At 57.0% G+C, this 11,817-nt stretch carries 14 protein-coding genes; 13 read left to right on the top strand and 1 reads right to left on the bottom strand.

What is annotated here, in order from left to right; genetic code table 11:
* On the bottom strand, positions 1-687 hold a 687-nt coding region (mtgA, locus tag ABJK70_RS12420; protein WP_077728092.1), incomplete at its 3' end, for a monofunctional biosynthetic peptidoglycan transglycosylase.
* A 177-nt stretch (positions 688-864) separates the two neighbouring features.
* Between mtgA and ABJK70_RS12415 the strand changes: the two genes are divergently transcribed.
* The 13 genes from ABJK70_RS12415 to ABJK70_RS12355 all read left to right on the top strand — a co-directional run.
* Positions 865-1,686, top strand: a complete 822-nt coding sequence (locus ABJK70_RS12415; RefSeq protein ID WP_077728093.1) for an ATP-binding cassette domain-containing protein — start codon at positions 865-867, stop codon at positions 1,684-1,686.
* Positions 1,687-1,715: 29 nt separating this feature from the next.
* A complete protein-coding gene (mlaE, locus tag ABJK70_RS12410) occupies positions 1,716-2,498 on the top strand; it encodes a lipid asymmetry maintenance ABC transporter permease subunit MlaE (protein ID WP_077728094.1) in 783 nt (260 codons plus the stop codon).
* The gene (mlaD, locus tag ABJK70_RS12405; protein WP_077728095.1) at positions 2,498-2,998 is read left to right on the top strand and encodes an outer membrane lipid asymmetry maintenance protein MlaD; all 501 of its coding nucleotides are present in this window, start codon (positions 2,498-2,500) and stop codon (positions 2,996-2,998) included. Before mlaE ends, mlaD begins: the two co-directional genes overlap by 1 nt.
* A gap of 24 nt (positions 2,999-3,022) precedes the next feature.
* The gene (locus ABJK70_RS12400; protein ID WP_166642485.1) at positions 3,023-3,367 is read left to right on the top strand and encodes an STAS domain-containing protein; all 345 of its coding nucleotides are present in this window, start codon (positions 3,023-3,025) and stop codon (positions 3,365-3,367) included.
* Positions 3,368-3,385: 18 nt separating this feature from the next.
* Positions 3,386-4,651 carry a UDP-N-acetylglucosamine 1-carboxyvinyltransferase gene (gene murA, locus ABJK70_RS12395; RefSeq protein WP_077728097.1) on the top strand — a complete coding sequence of 422 codons (1,266 nt, stop codon included), beginning with the start codon at positions 3,386-3,388 and terminating at the stop codon, positions 4,649-4,651.
* Positions 4,652-4,661: 10 nt separating this feature from the next.
* Complete coding sequence (gene hisG, locus ABJK70_RS12390) at positions 4,662-5,306, top strand: ATP phosphoribosyltransferase (RefSeq protein WP_156879546.1); 645 nt, start codon at positions 4,662-4,664, stop codon at positions 5,304-5,306.
* A 5-nt stretch (positions 5,307-5,311) separates the two neighbouring features.
* Positions 5,312-6,625: a histidinol dehydrogenase gene (gene hisD, locus ABJK70_RS12385; RefSeq protein ID WP_347258134.1), complete on the top strand. Its 1,314-nt coding sequence runs from the start codon at positions 5,312-5,314 to the stop codon at positions 6,623-6,625.
* Positions 6,622-7,713, top strand: coding sequence for a histidinol-phosphate transaminase (gene hisC, locus ABJK70_RS12380; RefSeq protein WP_133716578.1), 1,092 nt, complete (start codon positions 6,622-6,624; stop codon positions 7,711-7,713). Before hisD ends, hisC begins: the two co-directional genes overlap by 4 nt.
* Positions 7,714-7,892: 179 nt before the next feature.
* Entirely contained in the window at positions 7,893-8,486 is a 594-nt protein-coding gene (petA, locus tag ABJK70_RS12375) for a ubiquinol-cytochrome c reductase iron-sulfur subunit (RefSeq protein WP_347258133.1), read from the top strand.
* A gap of 5 nt (positions 8,487-8,491) precedes the next feature.
* Complete coding sequence (locus ABJK70_RS12370) at positions 8,492-9,913, top strand: cytochrome bc complex cytochrome b subunit (protein ID WP_156879549.1); 1,422 nt, start codon at positions 8,492-8,494, stop codon at positions 9,911-9,913.
* A 2-nt stretch (positions 9,914-9,915) separates the two neighbouring features.
* On the top strand, positions 9,916-10,638 hold the full coding sequence (locus ABJK70_RS12365; RefSeq protein ID WP_077728103.1) for a cytochrome c1: 723 nt from the start codon (positions 9,916-9,918) through the stop codon (positions 10,636-10,638).
* A 179-nt stretch (positions 10,639-10,817) separates the two neighbouring features.
* On the top strand, positions 10,818-11,435 hold the full coding sequence (locus tag ABJK70_RS12360) for a glutathione S-transferase N-terminal domain-containing protein (RefSeq protein ID WP_156879550.1): 618 nt from the start codon (positions 10,818-10,820) through the stop codon (positions 11,433-11,435).
* Positions 11,435-11,817: ClpXP protease specificity-enhancing factor (locus ABJK70_RS12355; protein ID WP_347258132.1), on the top strand; the 383-nt coding region annotated here is incomplete at its 3' end. The genes ABJK70_RS12360 and ABJK70_RS12355, both read left to right, overlap by 1 nt.

Genomic DNA, 11,817 nt, shown 5'->3' with positions numbered 1-11,817 from the left:
GACATTCCGCAAATAATCCGACCCTCCCAGCTGCTTCATCTGTCTTAGTATCCATAACCGGCGATGCATCACATAAGCCGAAGGTTTGTCCGCACGTAAACGCACGGGGTTGGGCAGAACGGCGGCGAGCAGGGCGGCTTCGTTCGGGTTGAGTTTCGATGCCGATTTGGCGAAAAAGGCTTTCCCGGCGGCCGAAACGCCGTAAATTCCTTCGCCGAATTGGGCGATATTCAGGTAAACCTCCAGTATCCGCCGCTTCGGCCACATCAATTCAATCAACGCAGTGAAATAAGCCTCCAAGGCCTTGCGGAAGTAGTTTTGCCCCGGATAAAGAAACAGATTCTTGGCGACTTGTTGGGAAATCGTGCTGGCGCCCCGGACGTGCTTGCCCTGCTGGTTATGCTTCCAGGCTTGGCCGATAGCGTTCAGATCGAAACCATAGTGCCGGTCGAACAACTGGTCTTCGGCGGCGATCACGGCGACTTTCGCATAAGGCGAAATGTGGTCCCAGGAAACCCAGTTATAGCGCGGCCGGAATCCCAGTTTCCCTTCGATAAGCGCCAGAAATTGCGCGCGCAGCATGAACGCGCTGGTCGGCGGAGGAAGCCAGCGAAGCAGGGCGACGGGGATAACGGTGAGGGCGACGAACGTCAGGATGAACTTGCGAAGAATGTTTCTCAGCGCCATTTCGCGTTTGCGGATTTTTATTAAGATTCCTTTGATGCGGCGCCCCGGACGGACTAATCGGCAGGGGCTCGAATGGGTTGTCAGATCCATTGCAGCCGCTTCAAAGTTGACTCACGCGTCATAGCTGGCCAGAATACGCCATTTTTCCGACCGATTTAAGTGGCGCTTCATCAAAACATGGCTGGCGGGAATGCGGGTGGCGAAGTTCTAGTTTCTATCAGAAACCTCACGTTCAGCCGCGGCAGCCGCAAGATCTTCGATGGCGTCAATCTGGACATCCCCAGAGGCAAGATTACCGCCATCATGGGGCCCAGCGGCACCGGCAAGACCACTCTCCTGAAACTGATCGGCGGTCAACTGCGGCCGGACAGCGGCACGATCACCGTGGACGGGCGCATAGTGCACGAGCTATCGCTCGGTCGTTTGTACGAGCTTCGCAAAAAAATAGGGATGCTCTTTCAGACCGGCGCTCTTCTGACCGATCTCAACGTATTCGAAAACGTCGCTTTTCCGCTCCGGGAGCATACCAAACTGCCCGAGTCCATGATCAGGACTCTGGTCTTGATGAAACTCCAAGCGGTAGGCTTAAGGGGCGCTCGCGACCTGATGCCGGCGCAGCTTTCCGGAGGCATGGCCAGGCGGGTGGCATTGGCGCGGGCTATTACGCTCGATCCCATGATGATCATGTATGACGAGCCGTTTACCGGGCAGGACCCGATTTCCATGGGCGTGTTGGTGAAGCTGATACGCGACCTGAACCGGGAACTGGGACTCACCAGCATCGTCGTATCCCACGATGTCGAAGAAACCGCATCCATTGCCGATTACATCTATCTTATTTCCGAGGGCAAGGTAGTCGGCCAAGGCACGCCCGACGCGATCCGTCATTCGGAGTCGCCTTGGGTCCTACAGTTTATGGAAGGTTTGGCGGATGGTCCGGTGCCGTTTCATTATCCAGCGCCCGATTATGCGGCCGATTTACTCAATCCGCCTGCCTGAAATAGACCGTCATTTATTCGGAAAATCCCATGTTAGCCCCATTCCAGCAACTTGGACACGCGACCCTGGGCACGATGCAAAAGTTGGGTCGGGCCAACTTGTTTATCTGCCATGTCCTAACGGGGCTGCCTGAAATACTGAGGCGCATTCGCCTGCTGCTGGCGCAGGTTTATTCGGTGGGGGTGCTCACCATTCTGTTGGTAAGCGTTTCCGGCTTGTTTGTCGGCATGGTATTGGGGCTTCAGGGCTACAATGTACTTTCCGATTTCGGGGCGGAGCAGACCTTGGGCGTGATGGTGGCTGCCTCTTTGGTGCGGGAACTGGGGCCGGTGGTCACGGCCTTGTTGTTCGCGGGGCGAGCGGGTTCCGCTTTGACCGCGGAAATAGGCTTGATGAAGGCGACCGAACAACTTTCCGGAATGGAAATGATGGCGGTCGATCCGTTAAAACGCATTATCGCACCGCGCTTTTTCGCCGGCTGTTTGTCGATGCCTCTGTTGGCCTCGCTGTTCAGCATGATCGGCGTCATGGGGGGATATTTCGTCGGCGTCGGGTTGCTCGGGGTGGACGAGGGTGCGTTCTGGTCTCAGATGAGAAGCAGAATCGATTTTTACGATGATATCGTTAATGGTCTCATCAAAAGCGCGGTATTCGGGGTCATCGTCACCTGGATTGCGGTGTTCGAAGGTTACGATGCCGTGCCCACTTCCGAAGGGGTCAGCCGGGCGACCACGCGCTCGGTCGTTTATTCGGCCTTCGCCGTGCTCGGGTGGGATTTCGTGCTGACAGCTTTAATGTTCGGGGGGGATTGATGCAGTCATCGAAAGCAATCGAGATCTGGGTTGGTTTGTTCGTTGCCGTTGGTTTGATCGCTTTGTTTTTCTTAGCTATGCAGGTCAGCAATCTCGCCGAACTGCGGAGCAACGATGACAGCTACAGGATCGTCGCGCGCTTCGAAAATATCGGCAGTCTGCGAGTTCGGGCTCCGGTATCGGTGGCCGGTGTCACGGTGGGACGGGTCAGCGCCATATCGTTCGACAATCAAACCTACGAAGCCGTGGTGGAGATGCGGATCGATCCGAAATACGACACGCTTCCGATCGACACCAGTGCCAGCATACTTACGGCCGGTCTGTTGGGCGAGCAATATATCGGTCTGTCGCCCGGCGGCGCGGAAGAGCACCTGGCCGACGGCGACGAAATCGAACTGACTCAATCGGCGATCGTGCTCGAGCAGGTCATCAGCCGTTTCCTGTTCAACAAAGCGGAAGGCGGCGGAGCGAGTGGCGGGGCTGCCACGTCCTCCGAGTAATACCGGAATTACGCGATGCTCGTTATGGCTGAATCCCCCGTCCCATTCGAATTTATCGATGAAGGTCAAGGCCGCTACAGGCTCGAGGGCGAGCTGAGCTTTTCGACCGTAGCGGATGTGCTGAAGAAGACTTTGGCCGTCTTCCGGGATGCGTCCAGGCTTTCGTTCGATTTGGGGGGGGTCTCCCGCGTCGACAGCGCCGGCGTCGCTCTTATGGTGGAGTGGATGCGGCAGGCGGCGCAAGCCCGGACAGAACTGCGTTATGTGCATCTTCCACAGCATGTCATGGCGATCGCTCGAGTCAGCGGTATCGAGCACTTGATTTCCGTCGACTCAACCGACGCGGTCGATCGATCGATCTCGGACTAGCAAAAACATATACAAACAATGGATAAGCTTCTTATTACCGGCGGCAAACCTCTTCATGGGGAGCTGCGCATTTCGGGGGCCAAGAACGCTGCATTGCCGATACTCGCGGGTGCATTGTTGTCGGAAACGCCCGTGATCATCGGCAACGTTCCGCATCTCCACGACATTACCACCACCATGGAATTGCTCGGGCGCATGGGAGTGCACCTGATGGTGGACGAAAAGCTCAATATCGAGGTGGATTCCGGACCGATCGAGAATTTTTTCGCGCCTTACGAGCTCGTGAAGACCATGCGGGCTTCCATTCTGGTCTTGGGGCCCTTGTTGGCGCGCTTCGGCCGTGCCGAGGTTTCGCTGCCCGGCGGTTGCGCCATCGGCAGCCGGCCGGTGAATCTGCACCTGCACGGTCTGGCCGCAATGGGAGCCGATATCAATGTGAAGAACGGCTATATTCACGCCAGCGCCAAGCGTCTCAAAGGTTGCCGCCTGGTTCTGGATCAGGTTACGGTTACCGGCACCGAGAATCTCATGATGGCGGCGGTGCTCGCGAAAGGGACGACCATCATCGAAAATGCCGCGCGCGAGCCCGAGGTGGTGGATTTGGCCAATTTCCTCAATCAGATGGGCGCGAAAGTTTACGGCGCGGGATCCGACATCATGGAAATCGAAGGTGTCGAATCCCTATCCGCCAACGGGCTGCACTACCGTATCCTGCCGGACCGCATCGAGACCGGCACGTATCTGGTGGCCGCCGCCATGACCGGCGGCCGGGTCAAATTGAAGAATACCCGCCCGGATTTGTTGGACGCGGTCTTGGCCAAGCTTCGCGAGGCCGGGGCGCTGATCACGTGTACCGATTCGACCATCGAACTCGACATGCAGGGCAATCGGCCGCAAGCGGTATCGCTGCGCACCGCGCCCTATCCGGCGTTTCCGACCGATATGCAGGCGCAATTCACGGCCATGAACACGGTTGCCGAGGGCGTCGGCGTGATCACCGAGACCGTGTTCGAAAATCGGTTCATGCATGTGCACGAAATGCAGCGCATGGGGGCCGACATCCAGCTGGAATCCAATACCGCCATCGTTCAGGGCAGGCCGAACCTGACGGCTGCACCGGTCATGGCCACCGATTTGAGGGCTTCGGCAAGCCTGGTGCTGGCCGGACTCGTGGCCGAAGGCCAGACCATCGTCGACCGGATTTATCATATCGATCGCGGATACGAGTGCATCGAAGAGAAGCTATCGCAGCTCGGCGCGGAGATACGCCGCATACCCAATTGAAACGCCCCGCATGCTCACTCTAGCCATATCGAAAGGACGTATCTACGAGGAGGCGCTCCCGCTGCTGGCGCAGGTCGGGATAGCTCCGACCGTGGATCCGGACAAGAGCCGTAAGCTGATCCTGCCGACCAATCGCGAGGATGTTCAGTTCCTGATTATCCGGGCTACCGACGTGCCCACCTACGTGGAATACGGAGCCGCCGATCTCGGAATCGCCGGCAAGGACGTATTGGTCGAGTACGATGCCCAAGGGCTGTACGAGCCGCTGGATCTGGGCATTGCCCGCTGCCGATTGATGACGGCGGCCATGAAGGATTCGGCGCCCGTGCCGAGAGGTCGATTGCGGGTGGCGACCAAATATGTGAAAACTACCCACCGTTATTTCGCCAGCCGCGGCATTCAGGCGGATATCATTAAGCTTTACGGTTCTATGGAACTGGCGCCTCTCGTAGGTTTGGCCCACTGCATCGTCGATCTCGTCGACACCGGAAACACGCTGAAGGCCAATGGACTCGAGCCGCGCGATCTGATCATGGACGTCAGCAGCCGGCTCATCGTCAACAAGGCCGCGATGAAGATGAAGCACCGCGAGGTCACGTCCTTCGTCGAAGAATTGAGGCAAGTCGTCAGCGAACGCAGCAAGCAAGCGGGGTAAGCACCATGTTGGATATCTCGATTACCCGTCTCGAAGCGGGGTCAGCGAATTTCGCGCAGGGTCTGGACGCGGTTTTGGCCTGGGACGAAGCCGAGGACGCGGCGATTCACGCGCGGGTGATGGACATCATCGCGCGTATCCGGAAGGAGGGCGATGCCGCGCTGATAGAACTCACCCGTCTTTATGACCGTTTCGACGCGGTGAACGCCTCGGGTCTCGAACTGTCGCGCGACGAGCTGAAAAAGGCGTGGGACGGTTTGCCCGCCGAATCGGCCGAGGCGTTGATGAAGGCCGGGGATCGCATCCGGCTGTACGCCGAGCGCCAGAAGATGGACTCCTGGCGGTATGCGGAACCCGACGGCACGGTGCTGGGACAGCAAGTGACGCCCTTGGACAAGGTCGGCGTCTATGTGCCCGGCGGAAAGGCGGCTTATCCATCGTCGGTATTGATGAACGCCATTCCGGCGAAGGTGGCCGGCGTGCCGGAGATCGTCATGGTGGTTCCGACTCCGGGCGGCGAGACCAATCCCCTGGTTCTCGCGGCCGCTTATCTTGCCGGTATAGACCGCGTATTTCGGATCGGCGGCGCGCAGGCGGTGGCGGCGCTGGCTTACGGCACCGCCACGGTGCCGCGCGTGGATAAAATCGTCGGCCCCGGCAATATCTACGTGGCTACCGCGAAAAAGCTGGTGTTCGGCCAGGTGGGCATCGACATGGTGGCGGGCCCGTCGGAAATTCTCGTCATCAGCGACGGCGGCACCGACCCGGACTGGATTGCCATGGACCTTTTTTCGCAAGCCGAGCACGACGAGGATGCCCAGGCGATACTGGTCAGTCCGGACCGCGCTCATCTGGATGCGGTGGAAGCGAGCATACGCCGTCTGTTGCCGACCATGGAGCGGGCCGAAGTCATCCGGACCTCGCTGTCCCGCCGCGGCGCTCTGATCGAAGTCCGGGATCTGGACGAGGCGGCGGAGGTGGCGAATCGCATCGCGCCCGAGCACCTTGAGCTTTCCGTGGAAGATCCGGAAAGTTTGGCTACCAAAATCCGCAATGCCGGCGCCATTTTCATGGGCCGCTATACGGCGGAAGCCTTGGGCGATTATTGCGCCGGCCCCAATCACGTGTTGCCCACCTCGGGGACCGCCAGATTTTCGTCGCCTTTGGGCGTTTACGACTTTCAAAAGCGGTCCAGCCTGATTTTCTGCTCACCGCAAGGCGCCGACCAATTGGCGAGGACCGCGTCCGTGCTGGCACGAGGCGAGGGACTGACGGCCCATGCCCGTTCCGCCGAATACCGGATCGTAGAACGCTCATGAGCGATCTCGCGAGCAAGGTCCGTTCCTTGCTGAGACCGGAAATACTGGCTTTGTCGGCCTATCACGTTCCGGATTCTTCGGGTTACGTCAAATTGGATGCCATGGAAAATCCTTATTCGTGGCCGGATGACATGGTCGAGGAATGGCTGGCCCGGCTCCGCGAAGCTCAGCCGAATCGCTATCCCGACCCCTCGTGCAACCGGCTCAAAGCCAAGTTGCGCGAAGCTTACGGGGTGCCCGAGGAAGCCGATCTCCTGATGGGGAACGGTTCCGACGAAATCATTCAGATCATTCTCATGGCACTGCAAGGACGCGACGCGACGGTTTTGGCGCCCGAGCCGACTTTCGTCATGTACCGGCAGATCGCGTCCTGCTTGGGGCTCAAGTTTGTAGGCGTACCCTTGCGGGAAGCGGACTTTGCTCTGGACATGGACGCGATGCGGGCGGCGATCGAGACGCATCGACCTGCCGTGATCTTTCTGGCCTACCCCAACAACCCGACCGGCAATTTGTTCCATACCGACGATATCGCCGAAATCCTGCAAATAGCTCCGGGATTGGTGGTCTTGGACGAAGCCTACACGGCCTATGCGGGGCGCAGCTTCATGCCTCGACTCGCGGAATTCGATAGGCTCCTCGTCATGCGCACACTGTCCAAATTGGGGCTGGCGGGGCTGCGCTTGGGTTTCTTGGCCGGCGCCAAGGCCTGGATAGACGAATTCGACAAGATTCGGCTGCCATACAATGTCAACGTATTGACCCAAATCAGCACCGAATTCGCCATCGAGAAGCGGAGTGTGCTAGAGGCTCAGGTGGGGCTCATTTTGCAGGATCGGCAGTACTTATACGAAGAACTTGGCCGGCTTTCCGGTGTCCAGGTCTATCAGAGCGACGCTAATTTCATCTTGTTCAGGCTGTTGCGGCACGATGCCAATCAAGTGTTTCGGAAGCTGAAAGATTCGGGCGTCTTGATCAAGAATCTGCACCCTTCCGGCGGCCGGCTGGTGGGGTGTTTGCGTGTAACCATCGGAATGCCGGAGGAAAATCGCAAATTCCTTAAGGCACTTGCGAACGTTCTGGCTTCGTAGGGCATATATCCTGTGCTATTGCTTTCTGAGCCTTTCTCAAACAAAATCCTCCCCCCTGGAGAAACGCATTGTCAACTATAACGATTCAACGATATGGAACTGGCGGGTTCCGGAATTAGAACCAAATACAATTGAAAACGATAAGACCTAGCTTAGAGGGGTACTCGGGAGATGTTGGCATGACTACTGAAGGCGTGGATATCGACAAACGCCGTTTTTTAACCCAGGCGGCGGTGGTTATCGGCGCCATAGGCACCGGCGCCGCAACGGCGCCGTTCATCTCGTCGATGAAGCCCAGTGCCAAGGCGGAAGCCTTGGGGGCTCCGGTGGAAGTCGATATCAGCAAGATCGAGCCGGGACAATTGATTCGCGTCTTGTGGCGGGGCAAGCCGGTTTGGATATTGAACAGAACTCCCAACAGCTTGGCGATCCTGCCGACGCTCGACGATAAGTTGCGTGATCCCCGGTCGAAAGAGTCGGAACAGCCGAAAGCGATGACTAACGAGTTTCGGTCCCTCAGGCCCGAGATTTTTGTCGCTGTCGGCATCTGCACCCACCTCGGATGTTCTCCCGTCTATCGTCCCGAAGTTGCACCCGCAGACTTGGGGCCGGACTGGAAGGGCGGATTTTTCTGCCCTTGCCACGGCTCTCGCTTTGATTTGGCGGGACGCGTGTACAAGGCGGTTCCGGCACCGACCAATTTGGTAATTCCGCCTTATCACTATGTAGGCGATACGCGCATCGTAATCGGTATGAGCGGCGGCGAGGAGTAGGCGAGATGGCTTCGGAAAAAGCAAAAGCTCTTTTGAATTGGTTGGACGAGCGGTTTCCGGTCACGAAGCTCTGGACGAGCCAGCTCACTGAATACTACGTTCCGAAGAATTTCAATTTCCTGTATTTCTTCGGTTCCCTGGCGATACTCGTACTCGTCAATCAGATCCTGACCGGGATTTTTCTGACGATGCACTACAAGCCCTCGGCCGAACTCGCGTTCGATTCGGTCGAATACATCATGCGCGATGTCGATTACGGCTGGCTGCTCCGGTACATGCACTCGACCGGCGCGTCGATGTTTTTCATCGTCATCTACGTTCACATGTTCCGGGCGATCTTCTACGGCTCTTTCAAGAAGCCTCGGGAACTGATCTGGCTGTTCGGCATGACGCTTTTCCTGCTCCTCATGGCGGAAGCCTTCATGGGCTATCTGCTGCCTTGGGGGCAAATGTCCTACTGGGGAGCGCAGGTCATTATCTCGCTGTTCGGTGCGATTCCGGTCATCGGCGAAGACCTCGCGATATGGGTCCGGGGCGATTACGTGGTCGCCGATGCGACCTTGAACCGGTTTTTCGCGCTCCACGTCGTCGGGATTCCCCTGGCCATCCTGATTCTGGTGGTGTTTCACCTGGTCGCCCTGCGGACCACGGGTTCCAGCAATCCAGACGGCATCGAGATCAAGAAACAGAAGGCCGAAAACGGCGTTCCGATCGACGGCATACCGTTCCATCCGTATTACACCGTCAAGGATCTGTACGCCGCGGTCATTTTCCTGATCGTCTGTTCGATCGTCATCTTCTACATGCCGGAAGTGGGCGGGTATTTCCTGGAGCATCCGAACTTCGAACCGGCAAATCCGGCGGCGACGCCCGAGCACATTCAGCCGGTATGGTACTTCACGCCGTTTTACTCGGTGTTACGCGCGATTCCGAATAAGCTGGGCGGCGTCATGGCGATGGGGGCATCGATCGTTCTGCTGTTCTTGCTGCCGTGGCTGGATCGCTCGCCGGTGAAATCGATCCGCTACCGAGGGGGGATTTTTAAAATCGCGCTGGCGTTGTTCGTGGTGAGTTTTTTCGGACTCGGCATACTCGGAACCAAGCCCGTCACGCCGACTGCAACGGCTTTTGCTCGGCTGTTCACGATCATTTATTTCGCTTTCCTGCTTTTGATGCCGTTTTATCCGAGTTTTGAAAAAACCAAACCGGTACCCGAACGGTTGGCCGAACCCGTCATTCCGCTACGCAAGCGCGAGGGCAGGCATTGGCGGATGGTCGAACGCGGCCTGGAGGCAGTTCGGACCAGTGCGTTCTATCGGAACGTGAAAGCGCGGTTAGAGGCTGTTGGAGCCCATCCCTATTATCAAAACGTAAAAGAACGGCTATCGGCGGTAACCGGATGGCTGAAAACTTACGGAAGCAAATAAGAATGAAAACGGCATTCGGCATAGCACTGTTGTTATTTTCTTTTGCTGCGTCTGCGGTAGATCCGGTAAAGCCACTCTTGGACGCCGATGTGGATATTTTCGATACCGATTCGGTTCGGAGAGGAGCCGGCTTCTTCGCCAACTACTGCATGGGTTGCCATTCCGCGAAGCAGATTCGCTACTCGCGGATCGCCAAGGACCTGGAGCTCAGCGAGGACACCATGCGACGCGAGTTCATGTTCGGCAACGTCAAAATTCACGACTATCTCGAGACCGCGATGAGCAAGGAGGATGGGGAAAACGCCTTCGGCGTGGCGCCGCCCGATCTTTCTCTCGTCGTGCGGGCCAAGGGCGGGGATTGGGTCTATAGCTATCTCAAAGGCTTTTATACCGATCCCAAGCGGCCGTTCGGGGTAAACAATCTGGTTTCTCCAGACGTAGCGATGCCCAATGTCTTATGGGAGCTGCAAGGCACCCAAGAGCCTGTGATCAAGAAGATCAATGGCGCAGATGCGGTCATCGACGTTCGGCTGGTCAAGAAAGGCGAGATGCCGCCTAAGGAATTCGACCAAGCCCTGACGGACATCGTCAACTTTCTTGCATATGTGTCGGAGCCTTCCAAGCTTCAACGTCTTCCGCTCGGAAAATACGTCATCTTATTCCTAGTGGTGCTGGCGGTAATCATGTACCGATTGAAGAAAGAATATTGGAAGAATATTCATTGAGGTTTAATGGTAAAATGAGCGGCCGGCCGGTTGGAAACCGATGATGTTCGTAGGCGCTCGCAGCGAACGACTTTTCCCGGCGGAGGCCGGTGCGCCAACCGTTAATTTTTTCCAACCGGAACCTTTTAGTCTTTCTTGAGGTGTTCAGCGTGGCAACCACTGCCAGTCGCAAATCGGTAATGACGCTTTTTTGTTCCCCGACCTGCGCCTATAGCCACAGAACACGGATTGTTTTATTCGAAAAAGGAATTGCGGCGGATATCGAATATGTCGATGCCAATCAGCCGCCGGAAGAATTGCTTGCGCTGAATCCCCACGGGAACACCCCGACGATGGTGGACCGCGATCTGGTGCTGTACGAGTCCCGGATCATCATGGAATACTTGGACGAACGTTTTCCTCATCCGCCGTTGCACCCCATGGACCCCGTATCGAGAGCGCGGGCTCGCATGTTGGTCCATCGTATCGACCAGGATTGGTACCGATTGCTGGACGAAATCGAAAGTTCGGAGGATAAAAAGGACACCAAAGCGAAGAAACTGCTGCGGGACAGTCTTATTGCCGCGGCTCCGGCATTCGCTTCCAAGCCTTATTTTCTCAGTGACGAATTTTCTTTGGTAGACTGTACGCTCGCTCCGTTGCTTTGGCGCTTGCCCACGTTGGGCATAGATCTGCCGAAACAGGCGGAGGCGATTACGGCCTATGCTCGACACTTGTTTGAGCGCGATGCGTTTCAAGCCAGTTTAAGTGAACAAGAGCGGGATTTAACCTCTTTTGCCGAGCCGCTGAGTGCCTGATGACTTCGCTCAAGCCGTATTTGATACGAGCGATATACGACTGGATAGTCGATAACCAATTCACGCCCTATCTGCTCGTCGATGCCGAGGCGCAGGGTGTCGTCGTGCCCAGGCAGTACGTTCAAGACGGAAAGATCGTGCTGAATTTGCGGCCGCAAGCCGTGCACGGCTTGTCTTTGGGTAATCAAGAGGTCGAGTTCGGTGCCCGATTCGGCGGAACGCCGATGCAAATAACCGTCCCGATGCGCGCAGTTCTGGCTATATATGCGCAAGAAAACGGAAAAGGAATGATTTTCGACGATGAGGGAGATGACGACACGCCTCCACCCGCCGATTCCGCGCCTCAGACACCTAGCACGAAGAAAAAGCCGGTGCTCAAGGT

The organism is Methylocaldum sp., from assembly GCF_039794385.1.
Classification (GTDB): Bacteria; Pseudomonadota; Gammaproteobacteria; order Methylococcales; family Methylococcaceae; genus Methylocaldum.
Note: the sequence above shows the minus strand (reverse complement) of the source record. Positions and strands in the feature narration are given on the sequence as shown.

What these genes read in the sequence shown, in the direction of transcription:
- ABJK70_RS12415 (WP_077728093.1), top strand. Translation starts at nt 865, where the DNA reads ATGGCTGGCGGGAATGCGGGTGGCGAAGTTCTAGTTTCTATCAGAAAC.
- mlaE (WP_077728094.1), top strand. Translation starts at nt 1,716, where the DNA reads ATGTTAGCCCCATTCCAGCAACTTGGACACGCGACCCTGGGCACGATG.
- mlaD (WP_077728095.1), top strand. Translation starts at nt 2,498, where the DNA reads ATGCAGTCATCGAAAGCAATCGAGATCTGGGTTGGTTTGTTCGTTGCC.
- ABJK70_RS12400 (WP_166642485.1), top strand. Translation starts at nt 3,023, where the DNA reads ATGGCTGAATCCCCCGTCCCATTCGAATTTATCGATGAAGGTCAAGGC.
- murA (WP_077728097.1), top strand. Translation starts at nt 3,386, where the DNA reads ATGGATAAGCTTCTTATTACCGGCGGCAAACCTCTTCATGGGGAGCTG.
- hisG (WP_156879546.1), top strand. Translation starts at nt 4,662, where the DNA reads ATGCTCACTCTAGCCATATCGAAAGGACGTATCTACGAGGAGGCGCTC.
- hisD (WP_347258134.1), top strand. Translation starts at nt 5,312, where the DNA reads ATGTTGGATATCTCGATTACCCGTCTCGAAGCGGGGTCAGCGAATTTC.
- hisC (WP_133716578.1), top strand. Translation starts at nt 6,622, where the DNA reads ATGAGCGATCTCGCGAGCAAGGTCCGTTCCTTGCTGAGACCGGAAATA.
- petA (WP_347258133.1), top strand. Translation starts at nt 7,893, where the DNA reads ATGACTACTGAAGGCGTGGATATCGACAAACGCCGTTTTTTAACCCAG.
- ABJK70_RS12370 (WP_156879549.1), top strand. Translation starts at nt 8,492, where the DNA reads ATGGCTTCGGAAAAAGCAAAAGCTCTTTTGAATTGGTTGGACGAGCGG.
- ABJK70_RS12365 (WP_077728103.1), top strand. Translation starts at nt 9,916, where the DNA reads ATGAAAACGGCATTCGGCATAGCACTGTTGTTATTTTCTTTTGCTGCG.
- ABJK70_RS12360 (WP_156879550.1), top strand. Translation starts at nt 10,818, where the DNA reads ATGACGCTTTTTTGTTCCCCGACCTGCGCCTATAGCCACAGAACACGG.